Origin of the sequence: Desulfosporosinus paludis (genome assembly GCF_045689965.1) — a bacterium.
Lineage (GTDB): Bacteria > Bacillota > Desulfitobacteriia > Desulfitobacteriales > Desulfitobacteriaceae > Desulfosporosinus > Desulfosporosinus paludis.
Window position 1 is genome coordinate 1,320,808 of the sequence record NZ_CP144211.1, and the last position, 14,439, is coordinate 1,335,246.

Genomic DNA, 14,439 nt, shown 5'->3' on the forward strand with positions numbered 1-14,439 from the left:
TACACCCTGCCACCTGAGATTTATCGAGGATATTTAGCCCTTGAACAGCTACCCTGCGCTTATTCCTCAGCAAAGATTGTTTTAGAGTTGCATTCCGTGATAGATTCTCCCGCCATGATGAGCATGCGCACCTTCGAAGCCTTAGGCTGTCAGGCCTTCTTCCAAACGCACTGGTCCCCAACCATTGAAAACACATTTAAAAACTATGTCCATCTCGTCTGGAGTCGTCATCCGGAGGAGACGTTAGAACTTGTGCATTTTTATCTAAGCCGAGAGGATCTCCGACAAAAAATTGCTCGCCATGGTCAGGAAGAAGTGTACCGCAATCATACCTATCATCATCGCATCCAGTCGATTCGGCCGTTTCTAGAAAAGTTATAACTCTATTCCCTTTTTATGTCATTTATTTTTTTACTTTTTCTTATACTATCCCTTGTCTAAGTTTCTTAGGGGAGAAGTTCTCTACATGGGATACTTCTCGCTTCAGCTTATTCGGCCGCCAAAGCCCATGCCTTGTTGGTTTGAAACCCCAGGCTTATCCAGCATAGAGGCCGGTGTCTGCGGCACCGTTGTGATCTCCATAAACCAAGGAAGCCCTAATGAATATTTCCAAGATATGGCCCTTTATGTTCATCCACTCGATGACATAAGCTTTCGTAAGGCACTTGAACAATCCTTTAATGCCTCTCCCCTGCCCTTAAATCAGCATATACATGACCATTATCCTTGGTCCAAAGTAGCAACAATGACTCTGGAAGCTAATAAAACCGTGATCGAGTAGGGGAGACGACCCTGTACATTGTAAAAAGGAGGGATTTCTCCCTCCCTTCTTGTTAAAACAAATCTTCGTGATGCTCGGTGGTTAGCCCCACGGCGCAAGCATATCTCAAGAAGGTATTGACACTTGCAATCACGACACGTAAATCTACCGTTAAAAGTTCAATACCAACTAGTGAGACCCTTACATATCCGTCTATGACTATTCCTTTCTCCAGAATACGGTCGACAACTTCCGCTAAGCTTGAGGAATCGACATCCTTTTTCATACATTTTTCCTCCTTACCTTGTCCTACCATAGCTTATGCCTCATATCGAACAAGGGTGTTTAAAAATCTTCAACTTTAAAGTAAATTTAAGGAAAGATTTCTCCCTCCCCTTTTGTTAAAACAAGTCACCGTGATACTCGGTGGTTAGCCCTACTGCACAGGCATATCTCAAAAAACTATTGACACTAGCAATCACGACACGCAGATCCACCGTTAAAAGTTCAATGCCAACAAGAGAAACCCTTACATATCCGTCTATGACTACCCCTTTCTCCAGAATACGGTCGACAACTTCTGCTAAGCTTGAGGAATCGACATCCTTTTTCATGCGTTTTCCCTCCTTCCTTATTCTTGTATTTGTACTTGTCCTACCACAACATATGTTCCATAATGGACAAGGGTGATTGAAAATCTTCGATTTTTCTTCTCATAAAGGAAACTTATTTAAGATAGGAGTTAACCTCCATCTGAAATTTAGCTCTTATCCAGTAGCGGATAATCATCGATACAAAAAAAATAACAGGGAAGGCTTTCACCCTCCCTGTTTACTCGATACGTTAATTTCGATATCTCGGTCTTTTTATAATCGAATCTTTCTCTTCAATTGATTCTTTCTCTTCTCTGGCCATTAAGCTAACTTCTGCGACCTCATCCATCAGAATATGTACTGGTTCTGCATTTCCAGTAATTGCTTGTTGTTCAGGTACTCTCGCGCGTGACGAAAGATAAGGATCATGCACCCACCAGTCAATCCCCATTTCTTTAGCTTTGTCCACGGATGCCACAAGCAAGCGTATTTTGATATTTAATAGTTCAACATCGGCCAACGATATTTTTATATCCCCGGCGATCACGATTCCCTTGTCCAAAATACGTTCTAAGAGATCTCCCAAACCAGTACTGTTGTTCGAATGTTGAATTGCCACGCTTCTCCCCACCCCCCTACATAAGATTTCCCAGAGGCCCTAGATCCAGGTTTAGATCTTCATCTTTTAGTCCAAATATCTCACGCATTTCAATCATTTTGTTATCCAATTTCAAGAAGGTTTCTCCCATTTCTTCTATTTCCCACTCTGTTAATGTTCCACCATCAATGCGCCGCAAAGCTTCATGCTCCATTACTCTCCTTAATAATTCCACCAAAGTAAGTACAAGTTTTGCGAGCCCCTGATCCGCATTATCTTGATTAGCATTAACACGCCTTGCAGTGCTTTGCCCTTCAAAATCTACAACACACTCTGCGATCTTTACACCCGATTCGTCATCCTCGATCATGAGGTAACCCTCTCCTTCCCCCAATTCAAAGATTCGTGAATAAGAAAACTTTCCGGTCTTAAAGTAAATGAACTGAAATGAAACGGGAGCCACGGTCCTGTCCATTCGTCCGTGACATTAACTTCAGCCAAAAGTGTTTTCGATTCATTGATAAACTCTTGTTGGCATGTATTAGGCACTAAAAAGCCCAAATTAATTCCGGCTCCTCGAGTTTGAGGGATTTCAGACCAACAATCCTTAATCCATGGGGTTAACCGTGAGCCAAAATACGAAATGACCTCTCGAGCCTGCAACGCTTCCCTTTCTACCAGCTGACACCATACCCTCACCCGATCAAGGTACTCCTTCCCACTTTGCACATTCTCTCTCAACGATGAATATGATAAATGAGCGAACTCCTGATTCCTATTCATAATACTCAAACAGTACTCCGAACAGCCTTCCACTTTGTCAAAACACAGATCCATTTCTTTTTTATAAGTCCGTAAAAGTTCAACCAAATGATCCTCATTAGAAACACTCACGCCGGACTGTATAGGCAGCACCGTTAACTCAAGCTGTCGGATTTGTTCAAACCACTGCAACATAGCCAATAAAAATTCCTGTTTCGTCGAAAAAATCTCAATTGGGGACTTACACCAAATTACACTATGCTCTCCCACCGTTGTCAATTCCGTCAACAACGGTGGTTCGCTGGGTAAATCAGTACAATTACGAATAAAACCCAAAAGATAGGGTATTTTCATAGATTCACATCTTTCTTTATGGTGTTCCCTTCGAGCAACGTCTGGACCGAGGTGAGAACGAGTTTTAAATTTAAATACACTAAATCAACATTGCCACAACTAAGAATAAGATCACCGGAGATAACGACTCCTTTATCGAGCAGTTTCTCTACAACTTCAAGGAGCGTAACTTGTTTTGAATTTGCAATATCACCCACCCATAGCTTCCTCCTTAATTAACTGTGAAAAGTGATAGGGAGGCCAAGGACCGGATACATCTAAAATGAAACCTAATGAATCTGCCGCTTCATCAAATTCTACAAGCTTTTTATCCCATTCTTCACGGCATTCCTTAGCCATTAGATACTGCACCGCAAAAACAACATGTTGTCCCTCCGGCACGAGAACTCCCGCCTTATCTAAGAGGATTACTTCCGCAGAAATATTATTTAAATCTTGATAAAGAGATTCTCCATAGTCGTTCATGACTCGTTCCATTTCTTCTTCGATCTTTTTCTCCCATTGACGTTTTTGAAAATACCCCCCTCCGCTTTGCCCACCTGAATACGGTAGCTCTTCATGAAGCTTTTCTAAAAGCCGTTTCTGATCAACAAAGAGTTTGACATGCATCTCATTGTGGCTTCCTAGCCTTTGCAAATCTTCTTGTAACTCCTCGGTATTCTGGGCTAATTGTCGCTTGATATTTTCCTCATTGGTAAAGATCGTACAAAAGGGCAGGGGAATTACAGACCTATCCTCCATTGTTTTCAACAAGGTTTCTTCATGACGCCGCGCATGACTCTCTACCCAGGCCATATCCTCCATATGAAGATGGAGGGAATCTTCATTGTACTCTTTTCGAGGGACTGGGCAGACAAGCATACCCAGGTTTCCATTTTCAACAATGCTACAATGTCTATTCTCCATACCAATCAAATCAAACGTACTCTCTTGATTTGTATTAATAATGCCAAAAGCGTACAAAACCTCATCATCAATTAATGGTGTTAGATCAGCTCTGCTAAAATCACACACCTTGTTAACTTGACGATTATTATTGTCATCATTAATTAGCACTTGAAGCGCTTTATCCTCTTCACCAACCTCATGCTGCTCTATTCCAGAAAACACCAGGCTAGCTGGAGCATCAAAAAGCCCCTGAATAACAGTTTCACCTGCCTCTCTCAAACGCGTCATAATTACTTCTTCCAGTTCTAAGATAACCTTATCCGCGCATTGATTCACAAGCCTTTCTACTTTCTGTTCCCACCCTCCAAGGGACCACTTCATTCTTCAATCCCTCTTTCCTGGCCAGCCATCAGTCGTGCAAAAAGCAGCTTTTCATGTTCTCGATATTCCTCTGGTGTAATTTCTTGATTTTCTAGCATATATTGCCACTGGCTAAGTTCTCTCCGTATGGCTTCAGGGCTATAGAACTCAGCCTCTGCATGTTCAATAACTTGTTTGATCGCCCAAATCGGAAATCTAAACATACTTTGTCCATCCTCCAGGCCGAGAATTCACGTAACGTTTTTTCTTAGTTAACAAAATGGTGCGGCGCCCAAGGGCCTGTATATTTAAAAATCATAGTTGCAGAGTACTTTTCATAAAGAGCTCCAACGGCTTGATCAAAGTCTTCTTCCTTTTGACGTTCAACCAAATATACTCCATTAAAGGCTTGGAATTCATCCATTGGATCTTTAACCACCCACTCGGCAGCTAAGGGACGAAGCTTTGCGAGAAATGACTTTTCGACTTCTTTACGCTCATAATCAGCTACTTCCATAATTGCCTTGCCGAACTCTACGACATCGTAACCCTGGCCTTCTCCTCTTTCTAACGATTTTTTCCAACGGTCTAAGCGTTTGTTTTTCATCATTGTTTCTTGGAAACTTTCTTTTTTCCACCAAACCTTGAGTTCAACTTCTATTTTGTTGTCCAGGTTGGTGAGAATCTTTGAATAACTCTTTTTCTCTTTTTTTAAAACTCTCCGGATTTCTTCTTCTTCATCGAAGAAAGTTCCAAAACGCAAAGGAACTACCGTGGTGTGCTTAATAACTTGACAAAGTACATCCGTGTAGAGACTCATACTTTCTCTCGTTGCCGTTGCCATCGAGTCATCGTCAATCTTAGCACAGAGCATCCCAAGTTCACCTTCTACAATGAGGCAGAGAGGCTCTTGGTTAGGGTCTAATTTCCACGATTCTGCTTTGATCGAGTTTGCTCGAATAATACCGTAACCATAATACAAATTCCCCACCCCTTACCTAAAAAAGAAAAAGAAAGTCATGTCACGACACGACTTTAGACACTTATTCTTCGTCACCTATTTGACCGATTTCGTCCCGTTCACGCAACCCGATCCTCTTGTATCCTATAATCTCAATATTGTTACTTACTTCTACCTCATAAAGACCCACAACGTCATCAAGTGCCCTGCGCCGCTGGTAGTCCGAATCTTCAATTGTTTCAACTTGTACCATCCAACCTTTTTCGTGCTGCCTTACGCCAATGACATTTGCCTCCTTTTCCAAGACACTTTGGAAGAAGGTTTTTACATCATTGACCAATTGTTTGATATCCATGCTTAATCTCCTCCTTTAATTCCTCATTATCGAGGAAGAGTCAACAAGGGTAAGCCCGATGGCGGAAGCGTATTTTAAATAGGTATCCACTGAAGCGATCACAATACGCGCTTCAATGGTAATGAGTTCAATTCCAACCAACGAAATCCTGACAAAGGCGTCAATGACAATTCCCTTGTCAAGAATTCGGTCAATGACCTCCGCTAAACTACTTGACTCTACGCTTTTACTTAATGCCATGATCTGACCCCCTCCCGAACTTTATCTATGACATATATATGATAGGGGATCAGAAATCATGACAGTAGTTTAACATTGGTGTTTTTCTATTTTGACTGAGCATTAATGCTCAATTACCCGTACGGGAGATCACACTTCGTTTGAGCATCTGCTCAAGTTTGTGTAACTCCCCTTGAACGACCTGTACCCTTTCCTCTATGATGCTAACTCGTTTAGCTATCTCAGCTCGCTCTGCCGTGAGTCGTTGCAATTCCTGGTCGTATACGTGCATCTGAAAGTAACTTGGTTTATGATCACGCATTGTAGGTCGTATTAGCTTCGGCCTTAAAGGTGGATGCTGGCGCATCATTTTCACTTCCTATCCTCTGGGGTATACTTATCTAATTCCACTTTAATACGTTCAGCAAGCAAAGAATTGTCTTCGCCATTGTTTTCATAGGATAATTCCGACCCAATAACATCCATTAGGATCTGGAAGAATAAAGGGTTTGCTCGGACAGGCCTTGATCCATTCGTCGCCAAGATTGTGGCGACCATGATTGCTGCTCGAACACTGGGCTTCTTAACATCATTTCCTCGAATCCCGCGAATGACATCTATAATTCTAGCAGCTTCGCGCCAGGGCAACCCTGATCGGCCTGCAACAATAGCTACCTCGGATTCACGGTCTAAACCTTTTAGCTCGATAGTAATAACACGGTCTTTCAAAGCATCCTGAAGCACGTGTACCCCTGCATATTCTACTGGATTACTGGTAAATAGAACTGAAAAATCAGGGTGGACAGTTACCTTTGTCTCTCCTTTTTGAATTGCAGATAAATCCAGGGTCCGTTCCTGCAAAACAGAGAGGAGCACATTATTGGTTTCTGGTCTTGAACGAGTGAAGTCGTCATATACAAAAGTATAGCCGTTTCTGCAGGCATGAGTTATTCTCCCGTCATACCAAACACTATCCATGGATTCTTCAGCCTTCCAAACGGAATGAACGTAGTTATCGAGTACTTTCTTTCTGCGCATTCCTGAGTTGCCTCCCACTAAATCAGAGGGTTTATACTCGTCGTTGCCCTGAAGTGTTACTACTGGGCAACCCGACAGCTCAGCAATATGCATTGCCAGAGCAGTCTTCCCGGTTCCGGCTGGTCCACAAAAATGAACGGCATAACCGGCTTCGAGATAGAGTAAAGCGCGGTTCGTAAGGTCCTTGAAATATGCGGTTTCGATAAATCCATCCAACAATTGCCTTACCTCCCTGTACGCTTTCTTAACAGATACCTTCCAGCTTTATACCAGCCCTTCAATTCTTCCCCTCGCTCATTAGCCCAGGTCTTCATTTCATTAATTTGCAAAACTCTGTCGCCCTTCAGAACCTGCTCCATGGTTTTTCTTTCAACTCTGTACTTATCTAACAAGCCACGAACATCCTCTTGAATTTGTGTTCGAGCCTTCTGTTGATTAATACGGTCAACGTCTTGCAGTTTTACAAGTTCTTTCTGATCGTTTATTACCTTTTTTCGAATTTCCGAATGGAGTGTATTCAATTCGAGCTCCCTTTGGTCTAACTCTTGGCATAACACACGTCCTAATTCGGTAAGATTCATACTCATCATTTTTTCTCCTTTATTTAATAAATAAATAGGAGGGAGTTTCTCCCCCTCCCTAACAAGACTTAACTCAAATTAGAAATCGTGTTGGAGTTCTGTTAAGCCAACAGCTGCTGCATATCTCAGCCAGGTGTTAACACTTGCAATGACAACCCGAGCATCAATAGCAAGAAGTTCGATACCCACAAGAGAAACCCTTACATAAGCGTCAATAACAATACCTTTGTCTAAAATGCGGTCCACAACTTCTGCTAAGCTTGAAGAATCAATGTCCTTTTTCATTTTGTTTACCTACCTTTCGAATTTAAAAGAATTTTTTTGGGGAATATCGCGAACCGAGCTCTTCTGCTCTTTTCTTCCCTACTCCCAATTTATGCTATTTTCGAGAAAAGGTGAGCAAGCTTTTCAGAAATAATTCCCCCCCGCGGTTCCTTTACACTGTATGTGTCTCAGACTCTCGCTGTTACCAAATCCACAAAATGGATAGAATCCTTAACTAAATCGAAAATCATTCTTTTAAACTCTTCTCTATCTAGAAATAAGGTTATAAAGATTCCACTTTTGTATTAATTCATTTGCAACTTCTTGAAAACCAGATCCTGTAGTAAAAACAACCTCATGTTCCCCAGATTCATCCGTTACTACAATGCAAAGATATTGTTCTTCTACCCCGAAATCTACAGTTGTTTTCTTACCATTTGTTAATTCTTGAGGTAATTTGTGAATAACCTTAATTAAACCTATCTGGGAAAATAGAAAAACCTTGCGATTAAATGCTATTGCACCCTTGGGGTGAAACGAAATAGCCATCGACCCTCGTTTCAATTTCGGGTGACCACCAATCATCTTGACTAATTTCGCCATATAGGGTTTACCATACTTTTTATCGATCTCATTGAACCTCGTGTATGATTTCAGGATAATAATAAGTAATATTAATAATGCTACACCACAAAAACCTACTGTAATTACACCAACCACCTTTACCTTTACCCCACTTTCACAAAATACTTCAACATGATCTTTCTCCTATCATATTTTAAAAAGTAAGATTTGCTACCCTTACCGAGCACATACAGGAATGCTTGGGCACGACTGCTTAATTGCACCCAGAAGGGGCTGTGTGAAAACACAGCCGAGAGAAACCGCTAGAAATCATTAGATTTCGGCGGTTTCTCCGCGTATTTGGGAGAAAAATGGTATAATTAAGGCAAGGAAAGAACGAGATGGGGGAGGTGTTTTCTCCTTGTCAAAACCGAGAAAGAAAGTACATAACCAGTTGTTTTTAAGGAGTACCATCAGAATCAACTGAGCTTACCGATGGATCTGGAATGTCTTATTCCTCCTAATCATATGGTCAGAGTGGTAAACTCTGCTATCGATCAAATGAATCTGGAACCTCTTTTAGCTAAATATCCGGGAGGTGGACGTTCGAGCTATCATCCCGTCATGATGACCAAACTGATCGTTTATGCCTATGCCGATAAAACGTTTTCTAGCCGTCGCATAGAAAAGGCAGCCCGCGAAAACATCATGTATATGTGGTTGTGCGGAGGAAATAGTCCAGACTTTAAAACCATCAACACCTTCCGGGGCGAACGTATGAAAGACGTGTTGGTTGAGATTTTTAGTGAGGTTGTTGAACTTTTACATAAACAAGGCTATATCAAGCTGGAAAATTACTTTTTAGACGGAACAAAAATAGAAGCTAACGCCAATAAGTATAGCTGGGTCTGGGGAAAATCAACCAAGCGCTACATAGAAAAGCTGCGGGAAAAGTGCCGGGAACTCTTTGAGTTTGCGGAGTTGACCAATCAGAAAGAAAATAAGGAGTATGGGGACCGGAACCTGGAAGAACTAGGAGAAGAAAAACCGATTGACTCACAAGCTATAGAAGAAACGGTTAAAAAGATCGATGAACGGTTGACCACAAACCCAAAGGAAAAGAAACTCATTAAGTTAAAAGAGTCTTGTTGAAAGATTACTTACCTCGTATGAAGAACTACGAAAAACAAGAAGAACTGCTGGCAGAGCGCAACAGTTACTCGAAAACGGATACAGACGCCACCTTTATCTGGCGTTTGACAGCAACTGCTCAAAAGTAGTTGCTTTTTAATTTAAATAACCTCATGCCATGCAGGTTTCATCCACCGCAGTAACTCAAAAAACGGACCAAATTTATAAATGTAGTGCCGCACATTTACATATAATTACTGTTGTAATCTATAGTTTCTTGATATAATAGTGTTGCTATGTTTGCAAGAATTAAATCCGCTAACAATCGGGATGGCTCGAAACGCCATTACCTTCAAATATGTGAGAGTAAACGCGAAGAAGGAAAAGTTCGTCAAAAAGTCCTTTGTAATCTAGGGAGAGTGGAGGAGCTCCAGGATGGAAAACTTGACGATCTGATTCGTTCTCTGGCTAAGTTCTCTCAAAATGTGGCTGTAATATCTGCTGCTGAGGATCTCTTTGCTGATTGGAGTCGAGAGTACGGTCCTGCTATGGTTTTTCGTAAACTTTGGAAAAACTTGGGTTACATAAGATTATTGCTGAGTTATTATCCCTAAGTGAAATTACCATCGACATTCAAGAGGCTATTTTCTGCATGGTCCTTAATCGTTTAATCGAACCTACCAGCAAGCTAGGGGTGAACGATTGGAAAGATACGGTGTATCGCCCCCAGTTTGAATCTCTTCAGCTTCATCATTTCTACCGTGCTCTTGATTTTCTCGATGAAAATAAGGATGTCATCGAAGAACAGCTCTATTATCGGCATACAGATCTCTTCAGTGGGCAACTTGATTTGGTGTTTTTCGATACGACGAGTACCTATGTTGAAGGCGATGTAGGAGCCTTCGATCTTCTGGATTACGGTCACTCAAAGGATCATCGTCCCGATCGGCTCCAAGTCATGATTGGGGTCTTAATGTCTCGAGATGGTATTCCCATTGCTCATCATGTTTTTCCTGGAAATACTCCTGATACGGAAGCGTTCATGGAAGCTGTTAAAGACTTAAAGCATCGCTTCAAGATTCAACGCGTGATTGTCGTTGGTGATCGAGGAATGATGGGTAAACGAACCCTAGAACTTCTTAAAGAACTTGATTTGCAATATATTTTGGGGGTTCGGATGCGTAGCATAAAAAGTGCCCCGGAAATTATTCATGATAGCACTCCCTATCTTACGGTTGATGGTAAGGATAATCTAAAAGTCAAAGAAGTTTTATTAAATGACAACCGCTATATTGTTTGCCTCAATGAAGAGGAAGCTAAACGGGACAAAGCTGTCCGTGAACACATTGAGGAAAAGCTTCGCGCAAGGCTAAAAAACGGCAACGTCAAAGATTTAATTGGTAACAGTGAATATAAACGTTACCTTAATGTTGTGGATCAGGCTGCTACCATTAACGAAGAGAAGTTGAAACAAGCAGAACTCTTTGATGGACTATACATCATTCAGACAAACACTGGCCTGCCGACAGAAGAAGTAGCTACAGCTTATCGAGATTTATGGCAAATTGAGAGAGCTTTCCGAAGCCTTAAAAGTACGCTTGATCTTAGACCCGTATACCATTGGACTGAAAAGCGAATCTGCGGCCACATTATGCTCTGTTTCCTAGCCCTGGTAATACAGATCAAGTTCCAAAAGCTTCTTGAAGAGGTCGGCAGTGAATACAGTTATATCGATGTCATCCGATCATTGCGGAAAGTAAATATCGTTAAACTTAAAGTTAAAGAGCGTGAACATCTCGTAAGAACTGAAGTACATGGTGCTGCCAACATGGCATTCAGAGTTGTGGGAGCCAAAATACCAGAGAGAGTACAAATCATCTGTTAACTTCCAATAAGAGGGAATTGTAGTGGTGCGCGCATTTTTAAGGTTTCTGAGCCCTTGCACTGCAAGGGTTTTAACTTTTTAACTGTCAAACGCCAGTCAGAAATATGTCGAACATCGCCGTGTGTAGCTTAATTATCAAAATATATCTGGAAAAACAAAAAAATCACCTCCAATTAAGGCAGGAGGGCAATATATAACAAATCGGCGCCAGTACATAATAACACTCATCACGCAATAGGAGATAACGGATCAAGGTCAGTATCGCACTCATTACTATGTTCGGTCTACTATTAGGAACAGCAGGTGTCGCAAGCGCTAAAACTACTTCCCCTGTGCATCATTCCAAAGTGTCGCAAACCTCAACCAAGAGTACTCATCATCAGGCTAAAAAACAGACTTCTAAGACATCGGTCCATAAGACGGTCAAGTTTCAAGCTAAGTACACTAGTAAACACGTTGCAAAGAATGCCTAAGTAAAACGAAGTGGGCTGTCTCAAAATGGGAATTCCTACAAGAGACAGCCCCTTTTAACACTTACTTTTATTGAAAATTAGTTCGGCAGCACTTTATCTTGGTGCGTAATATACTCAACTATTTTGTGACACTTGTCGAATTCCACGAAAATACTTGGTGAATCCATTATTACTTCCGAAAATATCTCCAGCCATTCTGGTGAGACTTCCTTAAAGGCAAATGCACCATCAAACAGGATTACAACCCAAATAATTCTGTGATTTTTCACAATAAACAAACTGTCTTCTATAAATCCTCGACCACCTTGCGGGCAGGGCCTACAAGCACAGTTGGGCCTACATCTTTGAACCGAATCCTGTACTTCTTGGAATAGGTCTAATTCTTGCTCATTCAATGTTATTTTCCTCCCACTATTTTCTGGATAGGGAAGACTAACTTGTCCCCCTTCATTTTTACTATATGGAAAATCTGTCAAGATTGTTCCTGATTATAAAAGAAACTAAAAGAGCCTATTTATTCGCAAGTAGGATAAGACGGGGAATTACTGCCCCGGACTCCCCGTCAAACCGGACGTGCGGATTTCCCGCATCCGGTTCCTCTTAGTATGGTTTCGCTAAATGTAGGAATGCATAATCTTTGGCTTTGGGAGTGGTAAGTGAATGAGAAAGTCAAGAAACGAGTCCCAACTCTTCTTGCCTTTTCGCGTCCGTCGATTGAGCCATTTCAGCCACAATCGCTCAACTTCACGAAGGAAAGAGTTAAGACTTTTGGAATTTCCTGTAATGCCATAGTACTGATAATGCCCTTGCAGCTTTACACATAAGGTTTTATGCTGTTCTCGTATGGGTAGATGTCGGTTATTCCGACACCATTCCCCTATTCCTTTTATTTTGCTGCTCAGACGCTTACTCGAAGTTTTCCGCTTGACTACCCAATTCCCTTTCTGACTTCGACCCCAATAGTGAGTAAATCCCAAGAAGTCAAATGTCCCTGTATCCTCGCTCGGTTTCAAGTCTGACTTCTTCGGTCGATTGAAGGAGACCAGACGCGTTTTCTCGGGGTGCACTGTTAACCCAAATTTCGCAAATCTCTTAGGAAGTACCTCCAGCACTCGCATGGCGTCCTGCTTAATCGTAAACCCTATCGCTAGGTCATCAGCAAAACGAACCATGAATACCTTCTCCTGCATTCGCGGCTTGACCACCGTTTCGAACCAGACATCCATTACATAATGCAAATAGATGTTGCTCAAAAGCGGTGAAATCACGCCTCCCTGAGGGGATCCAGATTCTGGATAACTAAGCTGCCCTTTCTCTCGTACTCCTGCATTTAACCACTTACCTATAAGTCTTGTTATGACTCCATCATTTACCCGCTGTCGAAGCATTGCCTGTACTTGTGTATGGTCGATAGTATCGAAATATTTCCGAATATCGACATCTAATATCCACCCGCCGTTTATATCCATGGTTCCTTTCCAGATGACTTCCAGTGCCTGGTGTTGTGACCGTCCTGGACGGAACCCAAATGAACAATCTTCGAAGTCTTGTTCATATATGGGTTCGATTAGCATACAAATCGCCCTTTGGAGTACCTTGTCCTCCAGAGTGGGTATGCCGATTGGCCTAAGTTCTCCTGTTCCCTGACCTTTTGGAACATAGGCTCTTTTCACAGGAGGGGCTTGGTAGCGTCCTGATTTGGCTCGTTCAAGGAGACTCTTGAGGTTTTCTTCCAGATTAACCTCGTATTCCCTTGCCGTTACACCGTCTACACCTGTGGCACCATTCTTCTTTGTCCGCTTGTAGGCCTCCATGAGCCATTCAGCGTCCATGTGATATGCCAGCGATGTGAAGACCATTTCCGACGACTGCTTCGCCAGTTGTGCTATTCGTTGTTGTTTCGTTGACACTGAGCTGAATTCCGATGCATTCATAGTGTTTCCTCTCAACGATTCCATATTAAGATGCAACGCCCTTCCCTCGGTAGGATCCTCTCAGGTGAGTTCTCCTACTTCATGGGTACTATGACGGCATTACGACGAGCTGTTACGCTTCCCGCCGCACTTCGTTTCCTTCGCTTGACGGTACCACCCTTGTTCTCATTGTTTGCTCTTCCCAACGGCTGAGACCAGGCCATGGGAAGCCTGGAGTTGTTATTCCGGTTTCCCCCCGGCAATCAGGATGGACATAACAGTTCCTCCCAGGTTCCTGGGGAACCTTTCGTGCATTTGCCCTGCTCTTTGACCCCGGTCGGACATTGGTACCAGGTCGCTACAGTACCACTGTGCTGCCCCCGACCCTCGAAAGACGAAGGCTCCAACATTATTAACTTTTCGAGGCTCAATCACACGGCTTTTGCACTCGCTGTCTACGCTTCAAGCTGGAAATTGCTTCCTAACATGCAAGACTCGCTTCCGGCTGTTGACCAAACTTTACCGGGCAGGTCACTTCCCCCTGCAAGGTTCCTACTAAAGGTTTCAGCCTATTGGCATTCCCCTTTACCAGACTTATCCTGGCGCAATCGAGGCGGTTATTTCAAACCGCATGTTCTTCTTGAACTTAATGATAATGCGGTCAGTGTTGCCGATTATCGATCCATGAGTACAGCCAGAATTAGTGTCCAAGTTACGTGGACTTAGAGATTCTTGCAATC

At 42.4% G+C, this 14,439-nt stretch carries 23 protein-coding genes and 1 pseudogene; 6 read left to right on the plus strand and 18 right to left on the minus strand.

The features are described from left to right. Positions 1-96 precede the first annotated feature (96 nt). Together VZF35_RS06800 and VZF35_RS06805 are read left to right on the plus strand one after the other, a co-directional pair. On the plus strand, positions 97-381 hold the full coding sequence (locus VZF35_RS06800; protein ID WP_407312164.1) for a glycosyltransferase: 285 nt from the start codon (positions 97-99) through the stop codon (positions 379-381). 85 nt (positions 382-466) lie between these two features. Continuing rightward, the gene (locus VZF35_RS06805; protein ID WP_407312166.1) at positions 467-781 is read left to right on the plus strand and encodes a hypothetical protein; all 315 of its coding nucleotides are present in this window, start codon (positions 467-469) and stop codon (positions 779-781) included. Between the two features lie 52 nt (positions 782-833). Here the strand turns inward: VZF35_RS06805 and gvpJ (VZF35_RS06810) are convergent, their stop codons facing one another. From gvpJ (VZF35_RS06810) to VZF35_RS06885, 16 genes are all read right to left on the minus strand, one after another. Beyond that, a complete protein-coding gene (gene gvpJ, locus VZF35_RS06810; RefSeq protein WP_407312168.1) occupies positions 834-1,046 on the minus strand; it encodes a gas vesicle protein GvpJ in 213 nt (70 codons plus the stop codon). A 115-nt stretch (positions 1,047-1,161) separates the two neighbouring features. Further along, on the minus strand, positions 1,162-1,374 hold the full coding sequence (gene gvpA, locus VZF35_RS06815) for a gas vesicle structural protein GvpA (RefSeq protein ID WP_407312170.1): 213 nt from the start codon (positions 1,372-1,374) through the stop codon (positions 1,162-1,164). Positions 1,375-1,603: 229 nt separating this feature from the next. Further along, the gene (locus tag VZF35_RS06820) at positions 1,604-1,972 is read right to left on the minus strand and encodes a gas vesicle protein (protein WP_407312172.1); all 369 of its coding nucleotides are present in this window, start codon (positions 1,970-1,972) and stop codon (positions 1,604-1,606) included. A gap of 16 nt (positions 1,973-1,988) precedes the next feature. Beyond that, positions 1,989-2,321 carry a gas vesicle protein K gene (locus VZF35_RS06825; protein WP_407312174.1) on the minus strand — a complete coding sequence of 111 codons (333 nt, stop codon included), beginning with the start codon at positions 2,319-2,321 and terminating at the stop codon, positions 1,989-1,991. Next, positions 2,318-3,067 carry a GvpL/GvpF family gas vesicle protein gene (locus tag VZF35_RS06830; protein WP_407312176.1) on the minus strand — a complete coding sequence of 250 codons (750 nt, stop codon included), beginning with the start codon at positions 3,065-3,067 and terminating at the stop codon, positions 2,318-2,320. Before VZF35_RS06830 ends, VZF35_RS06825 begins: the two co-directional genes overlap by 4 nt. Then, positions 3,064-3,264 carry a gas vesicle protein gene (locus VZF35_RS06835; protein WP_407312178.1) on the minus strand — a complete coding sequence of 67 codons (201 nt, stop codon included), beginning with the start codon at positions 3,262-3,264 and terminating at the stop codon, positions 3,064-3,066. The genes VZF35_RS06830 and VZF35_RS06835 overlap by 4 nt, the downstream gene beginning before the upstream one ends. After that, on the minus strand, positions 3,257-4,336 hold the full coding sequence (locus VZF35_RS06840; RefSeq protein WP_407312180.1) for a GvpL/GvpF family gas vesicle protein: 1,080 nt from the start codon (positions 4,334-4,336) through the stop codon (positions 3,257-3,259). Before VZF35_RS06840 ends, VZF35_RS06835 begins: the two co-directional genes overlap by 8 nt. Next, positions 4,333-4,539 carry a gas vesicle protein GvpG gene (locus VZF35_RS06845; protein ID WP_407312182.1) on the minus strand — a complete coding sequence of 69 codons (207 nt, stop codon included), beginning with the start codon at positions 4,537-4,539 and terminating at the stop codon, positions 4,333-4,335. The genes VZF35_RS06840 and VZF35_RS06845 overlap by 4 nt, the downstream gene beginning before the upstream one ends. A gap of 44 nt (positions 4,540-4,583) precedes the next feature. Continuing rightward, positions 4,584-5,297, minus strand: a complete 714-nt coding sequence (locus tag VZF35_RS06850) for a GvpL/GvpF family gas vesicle protein (protein WP_407312184.1) — start codon at positions 5,295-5,297, stop codon at positions 4,584-4,586. 61 nt (positions 5,298-5,358) lie between these two features. Next, the gene (gene gvpO, locus VZF35_RS06855; RefSeq protein ID WP_407312186.1) at positions 5,359-5,631 is read right to left on the minus strand and encodes a gas vesicle protein GvpO; all 273 of its coding nucleotides are present in this window, start codon (positions 5,629-5,631) and stop codon (positions 5,359-5,361) included. A 15-nt stretch (positions 5,632-5,646) separates the two neighbouring features. Further along, the gene (gvpJ, locus tag VZF35_RS06860) at positions 5,647-5,871 is read right to left on the minus strand and encodes a gas vesicle protein GvpJ (RefSeq protein WP_407312188.1); all 225 of its coding nucleotides are present in this window, start codon (positions 5,869-5,871) and stop codon (positions 5,647-5,649) included. Positions 5,872-5,980: 109 nt separating this feature from the next. Further along, entirely contained in the window at positions 5,981-6,172 is a 192-nt protein-coding gene (locus VZF35_RS06865) for a hypothetical protein (RefSeq protein WP_407312190.1), read from the minus strand. Between the two features lie 50 nt (positions 6,173-6,222). Then, positions 6,223-7,107, minus strand: a complete 885-nt coding sequence (gvpN, locus tag VZF35_RS06870; protein ID WP_407312192.1) for a gas vesicle protein GvpN — start codon at positions 7,105-7,107, stop codon at positions 6,223-6,225. 5 nt (positions 7,108-7,112) lie between these two features. Further along, the gene (locus VZF35_RS06875) at positions 7,113-7,478 is read right to left on the minus strand and encodes a hypothetical protein (protein WP_407312194.1); all 366 of its coding nucleotides are present in this window, start codon (positions 7,476-7,478) and stop codon (positions 7,113-7,115) included. 69 nt (positions 7,479-7,547) lie between these two features. Then, the gene (gene gvpJ / locus VZF35_RS06880) at positions 7,548-7,754 is read right to left on the minus strand and encodes a gas vesicle protein GvpJ (protein ID WP_407312196.1); all 207 of its coding nucleotides are present in this window, start codon (positions 7,752-7,754) and stop codon (positions 7,548-7,550) included. A gap of 246 nt (positions 7,755-8,000) precedes the next feature. Further along, positions 8,001-8,453 (minus strand): hypothetical protein, encoded by a 453-nt coding sequence (locus VZF35_RS06885; RefSeq protein WP_407312198.1) that lies wholly within the window; start codon positions 8,451-8,453, stop codon positions 8,001-8,003. Positions 8,454-8,792: 339 nt separating this feature from the next. On the opposite strand from VZF35_RS06885, the gene VZF35_RS06890 reads away from it, so the two are divergent. The 3 genes and pseudogenes from VZF35_RS06890 to VZF35_RS06900 all read left to right on the plus strand — a co-directional run bounded on the left by VZF35_RS06890 (position 8,793) and on the right by VZF35_RS06900 (position 11,786). After that, positions 8,793-9,449 (plus strand): transposase, encoded by a 657-nt coding sequence (locus VZF35_RS06890; RefSeq protein ID WP_407312200.1) that lies wholly within the window; start codon positions 8,793-8,795, stop codon positions 9,447-9,449. A 275-nt stretch (positions 9,450-9,724) separates the two neighbouring features. Next, positions 9,725-11,313 (plus strand): annotated as a pseudogene (locus VZF35_RS06895) (IS1634 family transposase). 275 nt (positions 11,314-11,588) lie between these two features. Further along, the gene (locus tag VZF35_RS06900) at positions 11,589-11,786 is read left to right on the plus strand and encodes a hypothetical protein (protein WP_407312202.1); all 198 of its coding nucleotides are present in this window, start codon (positions 11,589-11,591) and stop codon (positions 11,784-11,786) included. Between the two features lie 77 nt (positions 11,787-11,863). Here the strand turns inward: VZF35_RS06900 and VZF35_RS06905 are convergent, their stop codons facing one another. Both VZF35_RS06905 and ltrA read right to left on the minus strand, forming a co-directional pair. Next, complete coding sequence (locus VZF35_RS06905) at positions 11,864-12,181, minus strand: hypothetical protein (protein WP_407312204.1); 318 nt, start codon at positions 12,179-12,181, stop codon at positions 11,864-11,866. Between the two features lie 219 nt (positions 12,182-12,400). Further along, positions 12,401-13,720: a group II intron reverse transcriptase/maturase gene (gene ltrA, locus VZF35_RS06910; RefSeq protein ID WP_407312206.1), complete on the minus strand. Its 1,320-nt coding sequence runs from the start codon at positions 13,718-13,720 to the stop codon at positions 12,401-12,403. 288 nt (positions 13,721-14,008) lie between these two features. On the opposite strand from ltrA, the gene VZF35_RS06915 reads away from it, so the two are divergent. Then, a complete protein-coding gene (locus VZF35_RS06915; protein WP_407312208.1) occupies positions 14,009-14,425 on the plus strand; it encodes a hypothetical protein in 417 nt (138 codons plus the stop codon). The last annotated feature ends 14 nt before the right edge of the window (positions 14,426-14,439 follow it).

Coding starts and splice junctions, on each gene's coding strand:
- VZF35_RS06875 (WP_407312194.1), bottom strand. CDS start 7,478: ATGATGAGTATGAATCTTACCGAATTAGGACGTGTGTTATGCCAAGAG.
- VZF35_RS06865 (WP_407312190.1), bottom strand. CDS start 6,172: ATGCGTGATCATAAACCAAGTTACTTTCAGATGCACGTATACGACCAG.
- gvpJ (WP_407312168.1), bottom strand. CDS start 1,046: ATGAAAAAGGATGTCGATTCCTCAAGCTTAGCGGAAGTTGTCGACCGT.
- VZF35_RS06825 (WP_407312174.1), bottom strand. CDS start 2,321: ATGATCGAGGATGACGAATCGGGTGTAAAGATCGCAGAGTGTGTTGTA.
- VZF35_RS06845 (WP_407312182.1), bottom strand. CDS start 4,539: ATGTTTAGATTTCCGATTTGGGCGATCAAACAAGTTATTGAACATGCA.
- gvpO (WP_407312186.1), bottom strand. CDS start 5,631: ATGGATATCAAACAATTGGTCAATGATGTAAAAACCTTCTTCCAAAGT.
- gvpJ (WP_407312188.1), bottom strand. CDS start 5,871: ATGGCATTAAGTAAAAGCGTAGAGTCAAGTAGTTTAGCGGAGGTCATT.
- VZF35_RS06805 (WP_407312166.1), top strand. CDS start 467: ATGGGATACTTCTCGCTTCAGCTTATTCGGCCGCCAAAGCCCATGCCT.
- gvpA (WP_407312170.1), bottom strand. CDS start 1,374: ATGAAAAAGGATGTCGATTCCTCAAGCTTAGCAGAAGTTGTCGACCGT.
- VZF35_RS06900 (WP_407312202.1), top strand. CDS start 11,589: ATGTTCGGTCTACTATTAGGAACAGCAGGTGTCGCAAGCGCTAAAACT.
- ltrA (WP_407312206.1), bottom strand. CDS start 13,720: ATGAATGCATCGGAATTCAGCTCAGTGTCAACGAAACAACAACGAATA.
- VZF35_RS06830 (WP_407312176.1), bottom strand. CDS start 3,067: ATGAAAATACCCTATCTTTTGGGTTTTATTCGTAATTGTACTGATTTA.
- VZF35_RS06840 (WP_407312180.1), bottom strand. CDS start 4,336: ATGAAGTGGTCCCTTGGAGGGTGGGAACAGAAAGTAGAAAGGCTTGTG.
- gvpJ (WP_407312196.1), bottom strand. CDS start 7,754: ATGAAAAAGGACATTGATTCTTCAAGCTTAGCAGAAGTTGTGGACCGC.
- VZF35_RS06890 (WP_407312200.1), top strand. CDS start 8,793: ATGGATCTGGAATGTCTTATTCCTCCTAATCATATGGTCAGAGTGGTA.